Origin of the sequence: Saccharopolyspora antibiotica (genome assembly GCF_047200635.1) — a bacterium.
Lineage (GTDB): Bacteria > Actinomycetota > Actinomycetes > Mycobacteriales > Pseudonocardiaceae > Saccharopolyspora_C.
Map to the genome: position 1 here is coordinate 78,553 of NZ_JBJZOI010000010.1, position 16,817 is coordinate 95,369.

Annotated in this window: 21 protein-coding genes; 13 read left to right on the forward strand and 8 right to left on the reverse strand. The window is 71.7% G+C overall.

What is annotated here, in order from left to right; genetic code table 11:
- Position 1: 1 nt before the first annotated feature.
- The gene (gene mce / locus ACL03H_RS10310; RefSeq protein ID WP_412810923.1) at positions 2-442 is read right to left on the reverse strand and encodes a methylmalonyl-CoA epimerase; all 441 of its coding nucleotides are present in this window, start codon (positions 440-442) and stop codon (positions 2-4) included.
- A 298-nt stretch (positions 443-740) separates the two neighbouring features.
- Here mce and ACL03H_RS10315 point away from each other — a divergent pair, with 298 nt between their 5' ends.
- Positions 741-1,928, forward strand: a complete 1,188-nt coding sequence (locus ACL03H_RS10315) for an acetyl-CoA C-acetyltransferase (protein WP_412810924.1) — start codon at positions 741-743, stop codon at positions 1,926-1,928.
- A gap of 132 nt (positions 1,929-2,060) precedes the next feature.
- Positions 2,061-2,846 carry a hypothetical protein gene (locus ACL03H_RS10320; protein ID WP_412810925.1) on the forward strand — a complete coding sequence of 262 codons (786 nt, stop codon included), beginning with the start codon at positions 2,061-2,063 and terminating at the stop codon, positions 2,844-2,846.
- Between the two features lie 6 nt (positions 2,847-2,852).
- Here the strand turns inward: ACL03H_RS10320 and ACL03H_RS10325 are convergent, their stop codons facing one another.
- The 3 genes from ACL03H_RS10325 to trxA form a co-directional block, all read right to left on the reverse strand.
- Positions 2,853-4,175, reverse strand: coding sequence for a DNA polymerase IV (locus ACL03H_RS10325; protein WP_412810926.1), 1,323 nt, complete (start codon positions 4,173-4,175; stop codon positions 2,853-2,855).
- A gap of 53 nt (positions 4,176-4,228) precedes the next feature.
- Positions 4,229-4,420 carry a hypothetical protein gene (locus ACL03H_RS10330; RefSeq protein ID WP_412810927.1) on the reverse strand — a complete coding sequence of 64 codons (192 nt, stop codon included), beginning with the start codon at positions 4,418-4,420 and terminating at the stop codon, positions 4,229-4,231.
- Positions 4,421-4,630: 210 nt separating this feature from the next.
- Positions 4,631-5,557, reverse strand: a complete 927-nt coding sequence (gene trxA / locus ACL03H_RS10335; RefSeq protein WP_412810928.1) for a thioredoxin — start codon at positions 5,555-5,557, stop codon at positions 4,631-4,633.
- A gap of 340 nt (positions 5,558-5,897) precedes the next feature.
- On the opposite strand from trxA, the gene ACL03H_RS10340 reads away from it, so the two are divergent.
- A complete protein-coding gene (locus ACL03H_RS10340) occupies positions 5,898-6,158 on the forward strand; it encodes a hypothetical protein (RefSeq protein ID WP_412810929.1) in 261 nt (86 codons plus the stop codon).
- A gap of 66 nt (positions 6,159-6,224) precedes the next feature.
- On the opposite strand, the gene ACL03H_RS10345 is transcribed toward ACL03H_RS10340, so the two are convergent.
- Positions 6,225-6,530: an MTH1187 family thiamine-binding protein gene (locus ACL03H_RS10345; protein WP_412810930.1), complete on the reverse strand. Its 306-nt coding sequence runs from the start codon at positions 6,528-6,530 to the stop codon at positions 6,225-6,227.
- A gap of 130 nt (positions 6,531-6,660) precedes the next feature.
- On the opposite strand from ACL03H_RS10345, the gene ACL03H_RS10350 reads away from it, so the two are divergent.
- The gene (locus tag ACL03H_RS10350; protein WP_412810931.1) at positions 6,661-7,161 is read left to right on the forward strand and encodes a MarR family winged helix-turn-helix transcriptional regulator; all 501 of its coding nucleotides are present in this window, start codon (positions 6,661-6,663) and stop codon (positions 7,159-7,161) included.
- 16 nt (positions 7,162-7,177) lie between these two features.
- Here ACL03H_RS10350 and ACL03H_RS10355 read toward each other — a convergent pair whose 3' ends face one another.
- Positions 7,178-7,537: a DUF3817 domain-containing protein gene (locus ACL03H_RS10355; RefSeq protein ID WP_412810932.1), complete on the reverse strand. Its 360-nt coding sequence runs from the start codon at positions 7,535-7,537 to the stop codon at positions 7,178-7,180.
- Positions 7,538-7,828: 291 nt separating this feature from the next.
- On the opposite strand from ACL03H_RS10355, the gene ACL03H_RS10360 reads away from it, so the two are divergent.
- The 4 genes from ACL03H_RS10360 to ACL03H_RS10375 all read left to right on the forward strand — a co-directional run bounded on the left by ACL03H_RS10360 (position 7,829) and on the right by ACL03H_RS10375 (position 11,718).
- Positions 7,829-8,803: a LacI family DNA-binding transcriptional regulator gene (locus ACL03H_RS10360; protein ID WP_412810933.1), complete on the forward strand. Its 975-nt coding sequence runs from the start codon at positions 7,829-7,831 to the stop codon at positions 8,801-8,803.
- Positions 8,804-8,852: 49 nt separating this feature from the next.
- Positions 8,853-9,617: an ATP-binding cassette domain-containing protein gene (locus tag ACL03H_RS10365; RefSeq protein WP_412810934.1), complete on the forward strand. Its 765-nt coding sequence runs from the start codon at positions 8,853-8,855 to the stop codon at positions 9,615-9,617.
- On the forward strand, positions 9,617-10,669 hold the full coding sequence (locus tag ACL03H_RS10370) for an ABC transporter permease (protein ID WP_412810935.1): 1,053 nt from the start codon (positions 9,617-9,619) through the stop codon (positions 10,667-10,669). Before ACL03H_RS10365 ends, ACL03H_RS10370 begins: the two co-directional genes overlap by 1 nt.
- An 89-nt stretch (positions 10,670-10,758) precedes the next feature.
- On the forward strand, positions 10,759-11,718 hold the full coding sequence (locus ACL03H_RS10375; RefSeq protein ID WP_412811040.1) for an ABC transporter substrate-binding protein: 960 nt from the start codon (positions 10,759-10,761) through the stop codon (positions 11,716-11,718).
- A gap of 125 nt (positions 11,719-11,843) precedes the next feature.
- Here the strand turns inward: ACL03H_RS10375 and ACL03H_RS10380 are convergent, their stop codons facing one another.
- Positions 11,844-12,728, reverse strand: a complete 885-nt coding sequence (locus ACL03H_RS10380; protein ID WP_412810936.1) for an alpha/beta fold hydrolase — start codon at positions 12,726-12,728, stop codon at positions 11,844-11,846.
- Positions 12,725-12,865, reverse strand: a complete 141-nt coding sequence (locus ACL03H_RS10385; RefSeq protein WP_412810937.1) for a hypothetical protein — start codon at positions 12,863-12,865, stop codon at positions 12,725-12,727. Before ACL03H_RS10385 ends, ACL03H_RS10380 begins: the two co-directional genes overlap by 4 nt.
- Positions 12,866-12,976: 111 nt before the next feature.
- On the opposite strand from ACL03H_RS10385, the gene ACL03H_RS10390 reads away from it, so the two are divergent.
- The 5 genes from ACL03H_RS10390 to ACL03H_RS10410 all read left to right on the forward strand — a co-directional run bounded on the left by ACL03H_RS10390 (position 12,977) and on the right by ACL03H_RS10410 (position 16,800).
- Complete coding sequence (locus tag ACL03H_RS10390) at positions 12,977-13,627, forward strand: L-threonylcarbamoyladenylate synthase (RefSeq protein WP_412810938.1); 651 nt, start codon at positions 12,977-12,979, stop codon at positions 13,625-13,627.
- A 207-nt stretch (positions 13,628-13,834) separates the two neighbouring features.
- The gene (locus ACL03H_RS10395) at positions 13,835-15,010 is read left to right on the forward strand and encodes a glycosyltransferase family 4 protein (protein ID WP_412810939.1); all 1,176 of its coding nucleotides are present in this window, start codon (positions 13,835-13,837) and stop codon (positions 15,008-15,010) included.
- A complete protein-coding gene (locus tag ACL03H_RS10400) occupies positions 15,011-15,469 on the forward strand; it encodes a hypothetical protein (RefSeq protein ID WP_412810940.1) in 459 nt (152 codons plus the stop codon).
- Between the two features lie 232 nt (positions 15,470-15,701).
- Entirely contained in the window at positions 15,702-16,481 is a 780-nt protein-coding gene (gene atpB / locus ACL03H_RS10405; protein ID WP_412810941.1) for a F0F1 ATP synthase subunit A, read from the forward strand.
- Positions 16,482-16,542: 61 nt separating this feature from the next.
- Positions 16,543-16,800, forward strand: a complete 258-nt coding sequence (locus tag ACL03H_RS10410) for an ATP synthase subunit c family protein (RefSeq protein ID WP_412810942.1) — start codon at positions 16,543-16,545, stop codon at positions 16,798-16,800.
- Positions 16,801-16,817: the final 17 nt, after the last annotated feature.

Genomic DNA, 16,817 nt, shown 5'->3' on the forward strand with positions numbered 1-16,817 from the left:
GTCACCCCGCCGGCTCGACCAGTTCCACCAGGACGCCGCCCGCGTCCTTCGGGTGCACGAAGTTGATCCTGCTGTCCGAGGTGCCGCGCCGCGGGCTGTCGTAGAGCAACCGGAGTCCCTTGGCACGGAGTGCCGCGCTGGCCGCCTCGACGTCGGTCACGCGGAGGGCGAGCTGCTGCAGCCCGGGGTTGTTGCGTTCGAGGAACTTCGCGATCGCCGAGTCCGGCCGGAGCGGGGCGAGCAGCTGGATCTGGGTGGAGCCGGTGCTGTCGCCCGGCGCGCGCAGCATCGCTTCGCGCACGCCCTGCTCCTCGTTCTCCTCGGTGTGCGTGACCTCCAGCCCGAAGGTCGTGCGCTGGAACTCGATCGCCTCGTCGAGATCGGTGACCGCGATGCCGACGTGATCGATCGCGGTGACCAGTCCGCTCAGTTCGCTGTGCATGGCGCGCAGCCTAGCTCCCGGCGAGGACGCGCAGCCCCCGCTCGGGTGTGCCGCGCGGCACCCGCCGGCCTCGCCGACCACCGGTGCGGTCGTGCGAGGAAGGGAACCTTTCTGCCACCGGTGGCAGAAAGGTTCCCTTCCTCGCATCCGCGTGATCGGTGGGCGGGGGTGTGCGATGGTGGCACCGGGTGCCGTCGCGGGGCTGGTCCGGGTGGTGCGGCGCGGCGCATGATGGGGCCGTGCGCGCCGGCCCCAGCGGTGCGCGGCGTAGTCGATGAGGATCAGCCGGGAGGCGACTGTGAGCACGTCTGTGATCGTTTCGGGGGCCCGCACTCCGATGGGGCGCCTGCTGGGCTCGTTGAAGGGCTTCTCGGGCGCGCAGCTCGGCGGCGTCGCGATCAAGGCGGCGCTCGAACGCGGCGGCGTCGCCCCGGAGCAGGTGCAGTACACGATCATGGGCCAGGTGCTGACCGCCGGCGCCGGGCAGATCCCCGCCCGTCAGGCGGCGGTCGCGGCCGGGATCTCGATGGACGTCCCCGCCCTGACCATCAACAAGGTCTGCCTGTCCGGTCTGGACGCGATCGCGCTGGCGGACCAGCTGATCCGCGCGGGCGAGTTCGACGTGGTCGTCGCGGGTGGCCAGGAGTCGATGACGCAGGCCCCGCACCTGCTGTCCGGGTCCCGCGAGGGCACCAAGTTCGGCGACGCCGCGCTGGTGGACCACATGTCCTTCGACGGCCTGACCTGCGCCTTCGACGAGATCGCGATGGGTGCCTCGACGGAGAAGCACAACGCGCGGCACGGCCTCACCCGCCAGGAGCAGGACGAGTTCGCCGCCCGCTCGCACCAGCGGGCCGGGGCGGCCGCGCAGCGCGGCGTGTTCGCCGAGGAGATCGCCCCGGTGCGGGTGCCGCAGCGCAAGGGCGACCCGCTGGTGGTCGACGCCGACGAGGGCGTGCGCCCGGACACGACGGCGGAGGCCCTCGGGAAGCTGCGCCCGGCGTTCGCCGCCGACGGCACGATCACGCCCGGCTCGGCCTCGCAGATCTCCGATGGCGCCGCCGCGGTCGTGGTGATGCGCAAGGAGAAGGCCGAGGAGCTCGGGCTCAGCTGGCTGGCCGAGATCGGCGCCCACGGCGTCGTCGCCGGACCGGACGCCAGCCTGCACGAGCAGCCCTCGAACGCGATCAAGGCCGCCTGCGCGAAGGAGCGGGTGGACGCGGCCGAACTCGACCTGGTGGAGATCAACGAGGCGTTCGCCGCGGTGGGCATCGTCTCCACCCGCGCGCTGGGCCTCTCCGAGGAGGTCGTCAACGTGAACGGCGGTGCGATCGCGCTGGGCCACCCGCTCGGCATGTCCGGGGCGCGGCTGGTGCTGCACCTGGCCCTGGAGCTGCGTCGCCGCGGCGGCGGCACGGGTGCGGCTGGGCTGTGCGGCGGCGGTGGCCAGGGCGATGCGCTGATCCTGCGCGTGCCCCGCGGCTGAGCGGCTCGGGATCGTCGCCCTGCTCCCGCTGCTCCGGGCGGCCCCGGGGTACCCGGATTTCACCCCGATGCCGTCCCGGATTTTCGCCACCGACCGTGATCACTGAGCGTGCCCGCCGCTACCCTGGCGGGCATGAAGTGGCTTCCAGGTGGATGGCAACGTGCTGACCGATCGCAGCGCGAGTGGGCGACCTCCCCGCACCGCGTGAGCGGTCAGGACGGGGTCACCGCACGGCTCGGCTCCGATCGCGGTGCCCAGCACACCCGGGTCTACGGCAATCAGGACCGCCCTGCCGAACCGGCTGGTCCGGTCGGGCTCGGCGTGGAAGCTCGCGACGTCGACGTGTCCGCGAGCAGCTTCCGGATGCTGCTGCTCGGTGGCGGGATCAGCGGTTTCGGCACCGTGCTCTGCGCGGCCACGCTGGTCAACCAGGGCGGCAGCGTCAGCGTGTGGATCTGGCAGCTCGTGTTCGGTGTCATCTTCCTGGGCTTCGCGATGTCCTCGCGCGGCATGCTCAACAGCCGCGGTTTCCTGGTGGACCGCAGCGGCTTCTACGCCCGCACCCTCGGCGAGATCTACGGGGTGGCGTGGAGCGAGATCTCGGCGATCGGCATCGGGAGCCTGCCGTGGATCGAGCAGAAGCGCCCCGTGCACCCGGAGCGCAGGGTGGCGCTGGAGTTCTACCCGGCCGATCCCGGTTTCGGCAGCAGGCACCCGGAGCTGGAGCGCTGGCGGGTGGAGGAGGAGCCGTCCATTCCGGGCACGCCCTCGGTGCGCTACCGCTTCCACCTCCCGCCGTTCACCCGGATCCCGAAGGCCGTGGAGAGCGCGGTGCAGACCGCGGCCCCGCGCAAGTGGGTGGGCCACTACCGCAGGCATCTGCCCGTCGTGTCGTTCCCCGACTCGACCCGGCTCTGACCGGTCTCACCAGCCCAGGCTGTCCAGCGGATCGGCCGGGGCGAGCGCCGGATCGTCCTGCCGGAAGGTGCGGGCGCGGCCCCGGCCGGTGATCGCGGTCTCGAACCGGACCGTGACCCGCCCCAGCCCGGCGCCCTGCACCCAGCCGTGCCCTTCCGCTTCGTGGACCACGTCGTCCCCGGCGCGCCACGCGTGCCGCGCCGGGGCGGGCGCGGGCGGCGGGTCTTCCTCGGCCGCGGGCGGTTCCGCGGCCTCGCCGCGCTGGACGGGATCCTCGAACAGCGCTTCCTGCTCCGAGGTCGCCAGCCCCGAGTAGGAGACCCCGACCAGCCGGATCGGCGTCCCCGGCGGTACCGCCACCGCGATCAGCCGCCGAGCCGCCGCGGTCAGCGGGACCAGGTCCGAGGTGGCGGCGGCGAAGGTCTCCGCACGGCTGATCGTGGTGAAGTCGGCGTCCCGGACCTTCACCGTCACCGTCCGCGCGGCCCTGCCGGAGGCGATCAGCCTGCGGTGCGCGTGCTCGGCCATGCCGTCCACCTCGACGGCCAGCGCACCCGGGCCGGTGATGTCCACGTCGAACGTCGTCTCCGCGCTGACCTGCTTCGACTCCGCGCGCTCCGCGACCGGATGGTCGTCGACGCCGTGCGCCAGGCGGTGCAGCTCCGCGCCGTGCGCCTGGCCGAGCAGCGTGGTCACGTCCGCGAGGTGCAGCTCGGCGAGCTCGCCGACGCTGTGCACACCGATCCGGTGCAGCTTCGACTCGGTGACCGGCCCCACGCCCCACAGCTTCCGCACGGGAAGGCCAGTGAGCAGTTCCCGCTCCTGATCGGGCGGTACCACCAGCGCCCCGTCCGGCTTCGCCAGCCCGGAGGCGATCTTCGCGAGCTGCTTGCCGGAGCCCGCGCCGACCGAGGCGGGCACGCCGACCTCCGCGCTGATCCGTTCGCGCAGCCGGGCCGCGAAGCGCTCCACCGCCCCGGCGGTCGCTCCCGCCAGTTCCACCGGTTCGAGGAACGCCTCGTCGATCGAGACCTGGCCGACCACGTCGGACACGTCGCGGACGATCTCGAAAACCCGCTCGCTGACCGCCTTGTAGACCCGGCCGCGCGGGGGGAGCACCACCGCCACCGGGCAACGGCGGCGGGCTTCGGCCATCGGCATCGCGGAGCGGGCGCCGTAGGCGCGGGCCTGGTAGCTGGCCCCGGCCACGGTGCCGCGCGGGCCCAGGCCGCCGACCAGCACCGCGCGATCGGCGACGGTGGGACGGGTGAGCTGCTCGACGGACGCGAAGAACGCGTCCATGTCCACGTGCAGCACCCATCTGCGCATGGGGACATTGAACGAGATGCCACCGACAACCACCACGGCCCGGTGGCGCCCGGTCAGTCCTCGTCGTCGGCGGTGGGACCGGGGGCGGTGCCGGGGTCCGCGGGCTCGCGGTGCGGCGGGGCCAGGAACACCACGCCGCGGTCGAGATCGAGCGGTCCACCCGGATCGTGCTCGCGGCCCGGCGCGCCCTGATCACCCTCGTGCCGGAGCTTGCGGCCCGGGAACAGTTCGCCGTAGGAAGCCATGCCCCCAGCGTAGGACGCCGCGCACCCCGGCGGCGCCCGTCGATGCGAGGAAGGGAACCTTCCTGTCACGGGCGTGAGGAAGGGAACCTTTCTGTCACGGATGCGAGGAAGGGAACCTTTCTGTCACCGGCGGCTCGGGGCGGGAACGCCGGACGGCCGCCACCGCGGGGAGCGGTGACGGCCGTCGGCGTGCTGCGCGGGGGCCCGGGATCAGAACAGGGCGCTGGCCAGCGCCCGGCGCCCGGCGATGACCTGGGGGTCGTCGGCGGGGAAGAGCTCGAACATGTCGATCAGGTGCTGCCGGACTCGGTTGCGGTCCTCACCCGAGGTGCGCTTGACGGCGCGGACGAGCCGGTCGAAGGCGGCCTCGACCCGCTGCGCGGCGAGCTCCGCGTCGGAGGCGGCCAGCTGCGCGTCGACGTCGTCGGGAGCGGCGTCGGCGCGCTCCACCGCGGCCGGGTCCGCGTTCTCGGCACGAGCGGCGAACCGCACCTGGGCGAGAGCGGCCTTGGCCTGCTCGTTGCCCGGCTCGGCCTCCAGGATCTGCTGGTAGGCGGCCTCGGCGGCGGCGAAGTCTCCGCTCTCCAGCGCGTCCTCCGCGGCGGTGAAGCGCGGGTCCTCGGGCTCCTCCTCGACCGCGTCCCCGGCGCCCTGCTCGGCGGCGCGGATGCCGGGGAGCTGCTCGCGCAGCGCGTCGAGCAGCGCGGTGATCCACTGCCGGATCTGCGGCTCGGGCTGGGCTCCGGCGAAGGCCTCGACCGGCTGGCCGCCCGCGATCGCGATCACGGTGGGGATCGACTGGACCTGGAACAGCTGCGCGATCCGCGGGTTGGCGTCCACGTCGACCTTGGCGAGCACCCAGCTGCCGCCCCCTTCCTGCGCGAGGCGCTCCAAGACGGGGGAGAGCTGCTTGCAGGGGCCGCACCACTCGGCCCACAGGTCGACGACCACCGGGACCTGCATGGAGCGGTCCACGACCTCGGCTTGGAAGGTCGCCTCGGTGACGTCGATGACCACCGGCGTCCCGTCGGCCGGCTCGCCGTCGGGGGAGCCGCCGGGAGCCGGGGCGCGGTTCGCGGTGTCCGCCTTGTTCTTCAGCGCGGACAGGTCGACAGCGCCCGCCATCGCGGCGGACATGGCTGCGTTCTGGCGTGGATCGGGCCTCGTCACCTCTCCATCCTGACACGGCGCACGAGGTGCCTGGTGCGTGGGCGACGGTTCGCCGGACGGCGGGGTGAGAGCGACCCAGTGCTGGTGACGGTCCGCTCGCCGGACCGCCGAAGGCCACCTGAACGAGTGTGGATGATCACTCTAAAGACTGAGGTTTGCTGGATAGCCCTCAGGTTTTCCCGGAGTGATCGCCGAAGGAGCTGCTGTGCCTGCGCGGGATCTTGTTCCGATGCGGGACGACGGGGAGTCCCGGGGAAAGATCCGGGGTGGAACTCCTCACCCGGAAGTTCTAAGAGAGGTTCTGAACGTGCGTATTGCAACCCGCGTCGCCGGCGCCGCCGGCATCGCCGCCCTCGGCATGGTGTCCCTCGGCTCGACCGCGTTCGCGGACACCGCGGGCAACGAGGGCGTCAACCTGGTTGACGACAACAACATCAGCGCCGTGCCGGTCCAGGCCTGCGGCAACAACGTCGGCGCCGTCATCGGCGTCGTGGTGCCGGTCCTGTCGCCGCAGACCAGCGACTGCACCAACGCCCCGGTCGTCGACCACCCCTCCATCAAGGGCTGAACGACCTGATGCGAACGCGGCCGGCCGGAGCGTCCCTCGGGGGCTCCGGCCGGCCGCGTGCTTCGGCTACTCCTCGGCGGCCAGCCGCTCCTCGACCCGCCGCACCTTCGCCTGCAGCTGTCCGGTGTGGCCGGGCCGGATGTCGGCCTTGAGCACCAGGCTGGTTCGCGGCGATCGGGACGAGACCGCCTCGGTGGCCCGCTTCACCACGTCCATCACCTCGTCCCACTCGCCTTCGATCGTCGTGAACATCGAGGTCGTCTCGTGCGGCAGTCCGGATTCGCGGACCACCCGCACCGCCGCCGCGACCGCCGCGCTGACCCCGTCGTCCTCGCCGGAGCCGGACGGGGCCACGCTGAACGCCACCAACATGCGATCTTCCTCCTGCGCTGCTCGGGTACCGCACGATCATGCGCGACGCGGACCGGATCCCGCCTCCCGGCAGGTGGGTCATGGCTGATGGTCATTCGTGCTCGCGAGGCCCGCTGCTAGCGTCGGCATCATGAGCGCCCGGAGTCCGCTGCCCTTCGATCCCATCGCACGCGCTGCCGAGCTGTGGTCGGAGCGGGTCGGCCCGTCGACGACGATGGCCGCGGTGACCAGCGTGATGCGTGTCCAGCAGATCTTGCAGTCCGCTGTGGACACCGCGCTGCGCCCGCACAACCTCACCTTCGCCCGGTACGAGGCCCTCGTGCTGCTCACGTTCTCCAGCCGCGGGAGCCTGCCGATGCGGGTCATGGGCGACCGGCTCCAGCTGCACCCCACCAGCGTCACCAACATCGTCGACCGGCTGGAGCACGACTCGCTGGTCCGCCGGGTGCCGCACCCCACGGATCGGCGGACCACCCTCGTGGAGATCACGGACGAGGGACGGGACCTGATGAAGCGCGCCACCGCCTCCGTGACCGAGATCGAGTTCGGGCTGGCCGGGGTCACCGAGCGGCAGACCCAGCAGCTCACCGAACTGCTCGGCAAGGTCCGGCACGCCGCGGGCGACTTCTGAGCCGACGCGCGGCGCCTCAGCCCAGGGTGCGCAGCACGTGCCGGACGCGGCCCCAGAAGGTCGGCTCCGCCGAGTCGCGCCAGGTGAGCAAGCCCCTGGCGTTCGCCCAGCGCTCGAACCCGATCGAGGCCAGCGGCGGGATCGAGGCCACCAGCGCCAGCACGAGCACCCCGAACGACCAGCGCAGCGGGCTGAACACCACCAGGCAGGCCACGACGTACGCGGTGAACACGAGGCCGTGCACCCAGCCGAGCACGGTCACGCCGAGCGGCATGTCGAGCCCGTACTTGAACCCCATCGCGACGAGCAGCCCGCCCCAGGAGCAGGCCTCGGCGATCGCGACGAGGCGGAACCAGCCCGCGTAGGTACGGAGCACTCCCGGACCGCCTTCCGGACGCGGTGCCGCCGGTCGGCACCCTGATGTCCGAGTGTGCCCGGTGCGCCGGATCACACGACCACCCGGTGCGCGATTCCGCCCTGGAATTCGCCGTCGGCCCGGATTCCGGGTGAACCGATGCGGGAATCGGCTGATTGCGCCGTTCGGCCGCAATTCCGCGGCCGTCGGCACGCAGGAACGATGCCGGGCATTGACACCGGTGATGCCGGGGGGTGGAATCCGCCGAACATGACAACGTTGTCGGATTCCGGGAATGCCCGGCGAGCCACCATGAACGACGTGGCCCGCCTCGCCGGGGTGAGCATCAAGACGGTGTCCCGGGTCGTCAACGGCGAGAGCGGGGTGCGCTCGGGCACGGAGCACCGGGTCCGGGCCGCGATCGACCAGCTCGGATTCCGCCGCAACCTGGGCGCCCGCAACCTCCGGCGCGGAACTGAGACCGGCATCATCGGCCTCGTCCTCGAGGACGTGGCGAACCCCTTCTACTCGATGCTGACCCGCGCGGTCGAAGAGGTCGCCAGGGCACAGGGCGCCCAGGTGCTCACCGGCTCCTCCGGGGAGGACCCCGGCCTGGAGCGCGAGCTGGTCCTGGAGTTCCTCTCCCGCCGGGTGGACGGTCTGCTCGTGGTGCCCGCCGGTGACCGGCACGGCTACCTGGCGCGGGAGATCACGACCGGAACCCCCGTGGTGTTCGTGGACCGCCCGCCGGGCGGGATCGACGCGGACACGGTGCTGGTCGACAACGTCGGCGGCACCGCGCTGGCCACCCGGCACCTCGCCGCCCGGGGGCACCGACGCATCGCGTTCCTCGGCGATTCGCCGGGCATCAGCACCGCGGCCGAGCGGCTGCGCGGATTCCGGGAGGGCTGCGCTCAGTCCGGGATCCCGGTGGAGCCCGAGCTGGTGCGGATGGGGCCGCACACCGGCGAGTCGGTGGCCGCGGCGCTCGCCGGGCCGATGCGGAGCGCGACTGCGCTGGTCACCGGGAACAACCGGATCACCGTGCACGCGCTGCGCGCGCTGTCCGGCCGCGCCCGGCGCCCGGCGCTGGTGGGCTTCGACGACTTCGAGCTCGCTGACCTGCTGGTCCCACCGATCACGGTGATCACCTACGACGTGCGGGAGCTGGGCGCCTCGGCGGCGCGGGCGCTCTACGCGCGGCTGGCGGGGGACGCCTCGCCGCCGCGGCGGCTGGTGCTGCCCACCCGCCTGCTGGTGCGGGGCTCCGGGGAGGTCCCGGCGTGATCCCCGCCCGATCCCGACCCCCGGTACTCCGAGCCCCAGGGAAGGTCTGATGTCCGAACCGCTGCTGGAAGCGCGCGCACTCACCAAGAGGTACGGCGGCGTGGAGGCGTTGCGCGGTGCCTCGTTCACCGTGCACCCCGGCGAAGTCGTCGCCCTCATCGGCGACAACGGGGCCGGCAAGTCCACCCTCGTCAAGTGCCTGTCCGGGGTGGAGCAGCCCGATTCCGGAGAGGTCCTGGTGGCCGGGCAGCCGGTGCGGCTGGACTCCCCGAGCGCCGCGCGGGCGCACGGGATCGAGACCGCCTACCAGGATCTCGCCGTCGCCCCGGACCTCGATCCGGCGGCGAACCTGTACCTGGGGCGCGAGCTCCGCCGACCTGGCCTGCTGGGCAAGCTCGGGATGCTGGACAAGGCCGCGATGCGCGCTCGCGCCGCCGAGCAGTTCGCCACCTTCGGCGTCTCGCTGCCCGACTTGGACGTGCCGATCGGCGCGCTCTCCGGGGGGCAGCGGCAGAGCGTCGCGGTGGCCCGCTCCGTGGCCTGGGCCGACAAGCTGGTGTTCCTCGACGAGCCCACCGCCGCGCTCGGCGTGGTGCAGCGGGAACGGGTGCTCGACGTGGTGCGCCGGGTCCGCGACACCGGCATCTCGGTGGTGCTGATCAGCCACAACATGCCCGAGGTGCGCTCGGTCGCCGACCGCGTCGAAGTGCTGCGGCTGGGCCGCCGCGTCGCCCGCTTCCGCGGGGCCGAGGTGACGCTGGAAGAGCTCGTGGGCGCCATGACCGGGGCGCTGACCCAGGAGGACGAGAACTGATGTCGGTACCGCAACGCTCCGCCGGGGACGAGATCGTCGACGGCCCCGGGCCGACGCCCGGCAAGACCCTCCGCGCCCGCCTGGCCGCCGCCCCGACGCTGTGGACGGGGCTGGTGCTCGTCGTGCTGTGCGTGCTGTTCAGCGCGGTGCGCCCGGACGCCTTCCCGACGCTGTTCAACCTGCAGACGCTGCTGGTGCAGGCGGCGCCGCTGCTGATGCTCGCCGTCGGCATGACCTTCGTGATCATCACGTCCGGGATCGACCTGTCCGTCGGCTCCGTGCTGGTGTTCGCCGGGGTGGTCTCGGCGCAGACGATGGAGGCGCTCAGCGGCGGCGATGCCACCGGTGCGGGCTGGGGTGTGATCGCCGTCGGGCTGCTCGCGGCGCTCGTGGGCGGCGCGGTGTGGGGCGTGCTCAACGGGTTGCTGGTCGCGGTGGCGAAGGTGCCCGCGCTGATCGTCACGCTCGGTTCGTTCGGCGCGGCGCTCGGGGCGGCGCAGCTGCTCACCAACGGCGTCGACGTGCGCACCGTGCCCGCCGCGCTGCGGGAGACCCTCGGCACCGGAACCTCGCTGGGCGTGGTGCCGAACCTGGTGATCCTCGCCGCGATCGTCACCGCGCTGGCCGGCTGGGCGCTGCACACCACCGCCTTCGGCAGGCGCACCTACGCGATCGGTTCCAACGCGGAGGCCGCGCGCCGCTCCGGCATCGACGTCGCCCGGCACCTGGTCTCCGTCTACGCGCTGACCGGCGTGCTGGCGGGGCTGGCCGGGTTCATGTCGCTGGCCTACTTCGGCACCACCACGATCAGCGGCCACAGCAACGACAACCTCAACGCGATCGCCTCCGTCGTGCTCGGCGGCACCAGCCTGTTCGGCGGCGTCGGCACGGTCCTCGGCAGCGTCATCGGCGTGTTCATCCCCGCCGTCCTCGACGCCGGGTTCGTCATGGCCGGGGTCCGGCCGTTCTGGCAGCCGATCGCCGTCGGCGCCGTCCTCGTCGCCGCGGTCTGGCTGGACCAGCGGCGCAGGCGCGCCCGCAACAGCCGCTGAGCCCACCCGGCCCACCGGTTCCAGTCCCAACGATCAGCTTTCCGGCACAACGGTGTGTGGAGGACGAAGTGAGAATCAGGCAGAAGATGATGGTCGTGCTGGCGGCGGGGACGCTGCTCGCCGGCTGCGGATCCGGGCAGATCGGGGACAGCGGTGGCGCGACCACCGATCCGGGCAACAAGAACCTCGCGCTGCTGACCGGGATGCGCGGTGAGCCGTTCTACGTGTCCATCGAATGCGCGGCGAAGGAGGAGGCCGCGGCGGCCGGCTACCAGCTCAACGCGCAGGCCCCGGAGAAGTTCGAGCAGGCCGAGCAGACCCAGCTGCTCAACGGGATCGTCAGCTCCCGTCCCGGAGCCGTGATCATCGCGCCGACCGACGACCAGGCGCTGATCACGCCGCTCCGGCAGGCCAAGGACAACGGGGTCCAGGTCGTCGAGGTGGACACCGCGCTGGAGGACGAGTCGGTCGCGGTGAGCTCGCTGTCCTCCGACAACCACGCGGGCGGTGTGCTCGCCGGGCGGACCCTCGCGCAGCTCGTGGGCGGCCGGCCGGGCTCGGTGCTCGCGCTGAACACGAAGGCGGGCACCTCCACGACCGATGAGCGCGCGAAGGGCTTCGAGGAGGAGATCGCCAAGCACCCCAACCTGAAGCTGCTGCCGACCCAGTACACGGAGAACGAGCCCGCCACGGCGGCGCAGATCGTCTCGGCGACCCTGGCGGCCAATCCCGACCTGGTCGGCGTGTTCGGCACCAACCTCAACACCGGGGAGGGCGCCGGGACCGCGCTGGCCAACGCCGGACGCTCCGGGCAGGTGCAGCTGGTCGGGTTCGACGCGAGCCCCAAGCAGGTCGACGACCTCCGCAACGGCCGGGTGCAGGCGCTCATCGCGCAGGATCCCGCCGAGATCGGCCGCGAGGGCGTCCGGCGCGCCATCGCCGCGATCAAGGGCGAACCCGTCGAGCGGGAGACCAAGACGGACATGATCGCCCTCACCCGCGACTCCATGCAGTCGCAGCAGCAGTACTTCTACCGAGCCACCTGCTGACGGCGGTTCCTGGAGGAAGGGAACTTTCCTGTCACCGGTGACAGGAAAGTTCCCTTCCTCGCACCGAAGTGCTCGGGGGCGGGTGGCGGGGCGCTGCCAGGCGGGCCGCTCGATCGGGGGAGGGGTCAGCCGATCCGGTCAGCGGAGCGGGCGTTGACGAACTCGCGGAGCAGTGCGTTGAACTCGTTGGCCTTCTCCCGGTTCGGCCAGTGGCCCGCACCGGGGATGACGTGCAGCTGGGCGCCGGAGATGGCGGTGGCGGCCTGCCGCGACGATTCGACGGGCACGACGGTGTCCCGGTCGCCGTGGACGAACATCACGGGGCAGCGGAGCTGGTCCAGGCGCGGTCCGTGGTTGACGCGCATGGCGCGGCGGCCGACGGAGTCGCGCTGCCAGTCGGCGAACACCGACTCCCGCCGCCCGGCCTCGGCACCGACCTCCGCGACGATCTCCTCCAGGTCCGGGACGGGCTGGTCGCCGGTGAACAACCGCCTGGTGAGCATCCTGCGCACGAGGCCCGGCCGGCGGGCGAGCAGCTTCGCGCCGAGGGTCCCGAGGAACTCGATCCGGGTGGCCAGGTAGCCCGTCAGGTGATGGTCGAGCCGCGGGACGAGCCCGCCGGAGCCGACCAGCACCAGCCCCCGGACCCGCCGCGGGTGCCGCAGCGTGAAACCGGTGGCGATGCTGCCGCCCATCGACAACCCGACGATCATCGTGTCGCGCACCTGCCAGGAGTCCAGCAGCCAGCGCAGCACCTCCTCGAAGGTGCGCTGGTTGGCCCGCCCGTGCCAGGGCATGCTGCCGCCCTGCCCGGGGAGGTCGGGCACGTAGACGCGGTGGTCGGCCGCGAGCACCGGGATGGTGTGCCGCCAGCTGAGCATCGCGTTGTCGAGACCGCCGCCGTGCAGCAGCACGATCGCGGGCCCCGAGGAGCCCGCGCGGTAGTAGCGGATCTTGCCGGCAGGGAATTCGACGTGGTCGACCTCGACACCCTGGGGCGGGGCGGTCATCTGTACTCCTTGTTCGAGAGCTGGCGGGCGAAGCGCGGTGGCGGACCGGTGGCCGTCGGGGAGACGTGCGGCGGGTCCGTCGCGTTGCCGCGCCGGATCGTGACGAGGGCGACGACTCCGCCGGGGAACGGGCGCACCTGTTCGATCTCGCGGTGGGACGCCGGTGTTACTGGGCGAGGATAGGCCCGCGCTCCGCCGGGCGGGCACCACCCGCCGGGGGCGCGGCCCGGCGTGCCAGGATGCGGAGCGTGAGCACCGCGTATGACTGCACCCGCCCGGACGGCCGGGACTCCGGTCTCGCCGCCGCCGCCAACACCGTCCGCGCAGGCGGCCTGGTCGTGTTGCCTACCGACACCGTGTACGGGATCGGCGCCGACGCGTTCGACGCCGATGCCGTGGGCGCCCTGCTGTCGGCCAAGGGCCGCGGCCGGGACATGCCGGTCCCGGTGCTGGTCGGTTCCTGGTCGACGATCGACGGCCTGGTGCAGTCGGTCTCCCAGCAGGCCCGGTCGCTGGTGGAGGCGTTCTGGCCCGGCGGCCTGTCGCTGGTGCTGCCGCAGGCGCCCTCGCTGGCCTGGGACCTGGGCAACACCCGGGGCACCGTGAACCTGCGGATGCCGCTGCACCCGGTGGCGCTGGACCTGCTGCGCGAGGTCGGTCCGATGGCGGTCTCCAGCGCGAACCGCACCGGGCACCCGCCCGCCGCCACGGCGCAGCAGGCGCGGGACCAGCTCGGCGACTCCGTGTCGGTCTACCTCGACGGCGGGCCCGCCGGGGACCCGGTGGCCTCGACGATCGTGGATCTCACCCAGCCGCATCCCCGGGTGCTGCGGGAGGGCGCGGTGAGCCTGGCCGAGTTGTCCGAGGTGCTGGGCGTCGAGGTCGAAGCCACCCCCTGAGCCGGGGCCGGGCCGGGGCCCGATCACGCGACCGGACGATCTTCGCTGATGCGGACCGGTGGTCGTGCTGCGGCCGATGGCCGATAGCGTTAGCGCCGGATGCGCAACGTGGACAGCGATGAGGAGCGCCGAGCTTGAAGACGCCGTTCTGGGGGCTGAACCTCGACCTCGCGCCGGCCGTCGGCCGGCGGGGGTAGCGCCGCCGCCATGGACAACGCACCCCTGTGGGCTCCCGCGGGCCTCCCGGCTCGGGAATACCTGCTCGTCCTGCTCACCGCGGCGGCGGTGACCTTCCTGCTGACCGGTCTCGTCCGGTTGCTCGCGATCCGGGTCGGGGCGGTCGCCTACCCGCGCAAGCGCGATGTGCACGTCACCCCGATCCCGCGGATGGGCGGGGTGGCGATGTTCGGCGGGGTGCTCGCCGCGATGTTCCTGGCGAGCAACCTGCCCGCGCTGTCGCGGGGCTTCGACTTCTCCAACGACGCGGTGGCCGCCCTCGTGGCCGGCGGGCTGATCGTGCTCGTCGGTGCGCTGGACGACCGCTTCGAGCTGGATTCGCTGACGAAGCTCGCCGGCCAGGTGACCGCGGCCGGGATCCTGGTGCTGTTCGGCGTGCAGTGGTTCGGCTTCTGGGTGCCGTGGGGCGGCGACGAGGGGCACCTCGGGCAGCTGATGGTGCTCAACAGCAACCAGGGGCAGCTGCTGACGGTGCTGCTGGTCGTGACCATGATCAACGCGATGAACTTCGTGGACGGCCTGGACGGGCTGGCCTCGGGGATCGGGCTGATCGCGGCGAGCGCGACGTGCGCGTTCTGCCTGAGCCTGCTCCAGCAGCACGGCGGTGACGTGACCGCCTACCCGCCGGCGCTGATCGCGGCCTCCATCGCGGGCGCGTGCATGGGCTTCCTGCCGTACAACTTCCAGCCGGCCCGGATCTTCATGGGTGATTCGGGTTCGATGCTGATCGGGCTGATGCTGGCGACGGCGAGCACCTCGGCCTCCGGGAAGGCGGACTACGCGGGCTTCGGCGGCAAGGACCTGCTCGCGCTGTTCTCCCCGCTGCTGGTGCTGGCGGCCGTCCTGTTCGTCCCCCTGCTGGACCTGATCATGGCGGTGGTGCGCCGCACCGCGGCGGGCAAGAGCCCCTTCCACGCGGACAAGATGCACCTGCACCACCGGCTGCTGGAGATCGGGCATTCGCAGCGCCGCGCGGTGCTGCTCATCTACCTCTGGGCGGGGGTGCTGGCGTTCGGCGCGGTGTCGTTGACGCTGTTCAGCGCGGCCGCCGTCGGCTGGGTCGTGGGACTGGGCGTGGTGGCGGCAGCTATCATTTCGCTCATTCCGCGACTGGCCGGGCGGTGGCGATCCGATCGAGGGGCCTGAATGAGCGACACGAGCGAGCGGTCCGCCGAGGAGACCGCGGAGAACCCGCACGCGGCGACCGTGCGGAAGCTGGCCGACGCGATGCTGCGCACCGCGTTGTGGCCGGGGCTCGTGACGGTGCTGGCCGGGATCGCGGTCTCCGCGGCGCTGGTCGGGGCGTCGGGCGCGTTCGGCGCGGCGGTCGGCGGGGCGGTGGCCTTCGGGTCCTCGCTGTTGACGATCTTCCTGATGCGCTGGACCGGCGGCCTGAACCCGATGTTCGTGATGGCGGTCGCGCTCGGCGGCTACGTGGGCAAGATGTTGGTGTTACTGATCGTGATGACCTTGCTCGGCGGGGTCTCCGCGTTGCATCCCACCGCGTTGGCGGTCACGATGCTGGCTACGATCATGGTCTGGGCCGGGGCGGAGGTCGTCGCGTTCCGGAAGACCAAGCTGCCGACGATCATCCCTGGTCAGTGAGGGTGTTGGCGAGCAGGATCGGGTAGATTCCCGAGACTTGTTACCCGCTGGTATTGTCCGCTTCGACCCGGGTCGCCCATCCGTGTGGCGACCGTCCACCGCTCACCGAACGTGGATGCGCTCACTTGGGTGGGGTCGGCGAACTTGCCGGATCGCGTATCGGGTACGTTACGTGCAAATCATGACGATTCCCCCGGCGGTGTGAACCTCGGGAGAACCGGAAGGAGCCCAGTTGGGCGCGCTGGTGCTGGCCCAAGGCGGACAGTTCGTACCGCCGGGTGCCGATGCTTTTGACCTCCCGCCGATCTTCGGCGGCGTAACCAAGCCGATGGTGCTGATCGCGCTCTCGGTGGTGATCGTCGGCGCGTACTTCGTGATGGCGACCCGCAACCTGAAGTTGGTACCGGGCAAGTCCCAGTTCGTCGCGGAGTTCCTCTACGAGTTCAGCCGCAACAACATCGCCCGGGAGCAGATCGGGGCGAAGGACTTCCGCAAGTTCGTCCCGCTGATCTTCGCGATGTTCACGTTCGTGCTGGTGAACAACATCTTCGGGATCATCCCGCTGATCCAGTTCCCCACGATGTCGCGGATCGGCTTCCCGGTCGCGCTGTTCCTCGTCGCGTACGTGGTGATCCACTCGGTCGGATTCGCCAAGCACGGATTCCTCGGCTACTTCAAGCACGTCATGTTCCCCCCGGGCGTGCCGAAGCCGATCTACGTGCTGCTCGCGCCGATCGAGTTCTTCCAGAAGTTCATCGCTCAGCCGGTCGCGCTGGCGATCCGGGTGTTCGCCGCGATGTTCGCCGGACACCTCATTCTCCTGGTGTTCACCCTGGGCGGGGAGTTCCTGCTCGTGGAGGCGAGCGCGGGGCTGAAGCCGGTCTCCATCGTCGCGTTCGCCTTCTCCATTGCCTTGACGTTCGTCGAAGCCCTGATCCAGGTGCTCCAGGCCTACATCTTCGCGCTGCTGACGGCCAACTTCATCGGCAGTGCGCTGTCCTCGGAGCACTGAGAGCAAGACCAAGACCTCCGATCCGCGCGGATTGCGCGGACCGAGTTGAAAGGTAGTGAAAGTGAGCAACATCGTTCTTGCGCAGGCCGCTGAAACCGCTGGGAACATCAACCCCGGTCTGGCCGCGATCGGCTACGGCCTCGGCGCCATCGGCCCCGGCGTGGGTGTCGGTCTGATCTGGGCCGCCGTCATCAACGGCACCGCCCGTCAGCCGGAGGCCCAGGGCCAGCTGCAGGGCATCGCCTGGATCTCGTTCGTCCTGGTCGAGGTGCTCGCCCTGATCGGCCTGGTCGTCTACTTCATCGCCTCCGCCGGCTGATCTTGTTCACAGCTGGA

Excerpts from the sequence above, each read along its gene's own strand:
- ACL03H_RS10325 (WP_412810926.1), bottom strand. The coding sequence starts at position 4,175 with ATGCGCAGATGGGTGCTGCACGTGGACATGGACGCGTTCTTCGCGTCC.
- ACL03H_RS10380 (WP_412810936.1), bottom strand. The coding sequence starts at position 12,728 with ATGACCGCCCCGCCCCAGGGTGTCGAGGTCGACCACGTCGAATTCCCT.
- ACL03H_RS10350 (WP_412810931.1), top strand. The coding sequence starts at position 6,661 with ATGAGCGCCCGGAGTCCGCTGCCCTTCGATCCCATCGCACGCGCTGCC.
- ACL03H_RS10370 (WP_412810935.1), top strand. The coding sequence starts at position 9,617 with ATGTCGGTACCGCAACGCTCCGCCGGGGACGAGATCGTCGACGGCCCC.
- ACL03H_RS10345 (WP_412810930.1), bottom strand. The coding sequence starts at position 6,530 with ATGTTGGTGGCGTTCAGCGTGGCCCCGTCCGGCTCCGGCGAGGACGAC.
- trxA (WP_412810928.1), bottom strand. The coding sequence starts at position 5,557 with ATGTCCGCCGCGATGGCGGGCGCTGTCGACCTGTCCGCGCTGAAGAAC.
- ACL03H_RS10375 (WP_412811040.1), top strand. The coding sequence starts at position 10,759 with ATGGTCGTGCTGGCGGCGGGGACGCTGCTCGCCGGCTGCGGATCCGGG.
- ACL03H_RS10400 (WP_412810940.1), top strand. The coding sequence starts at position 15,011 with ATGAGCGACACGAGCGAGCGGTCCGCCGAGGAGACCGCGGAGAACCCG.
- ACL03H_RS10395 (WP_412810939.1), top strand. The coding sequence starts at position 13,835 with ATGGACAACGCACCCCTGTGGGCTCCCGCGGGCCTCCCGGCTCGGGAA.
- ACL03H_RS10365 (WP_412810934.1), top strand. The coding sequence starts at position 8,853 with ATGTCCGAACCGCTGCTGGAAGCGCGCGCACTCACCAAGAGGTACGGC.
- ACL03H_RS10320 (WP_412810925.1), top strand. The coding sequence starts at position 2,061 with ATGAAGTGGCTTCCAGGTGGATGGCAACGTGCTGACCGATCGCAGCGC.
- ACL03H_RS10330 (WP_412810927.1), bottom strand. The coding sequence starts at position 4,420 with ATGGCTTCCTACGGCGAACTGTTCCCGGGCCGCAAGCTCCGGCACGAG.
- ACL03H_RS10360 (WP_412810933.1), top strand. The coding sequence starts at position 7,829 with ATGAACGACGTGGCCCGCCTCGCCGGGGTGAGCATCAAGACGGTGTCC.
- mce (WP_412810923.1), bottom strand. The coding sequence starts at position 442 with ATGCACAGCGAACTGAGCGGACTGGTCACCGCGATCGATCACGTCGGC.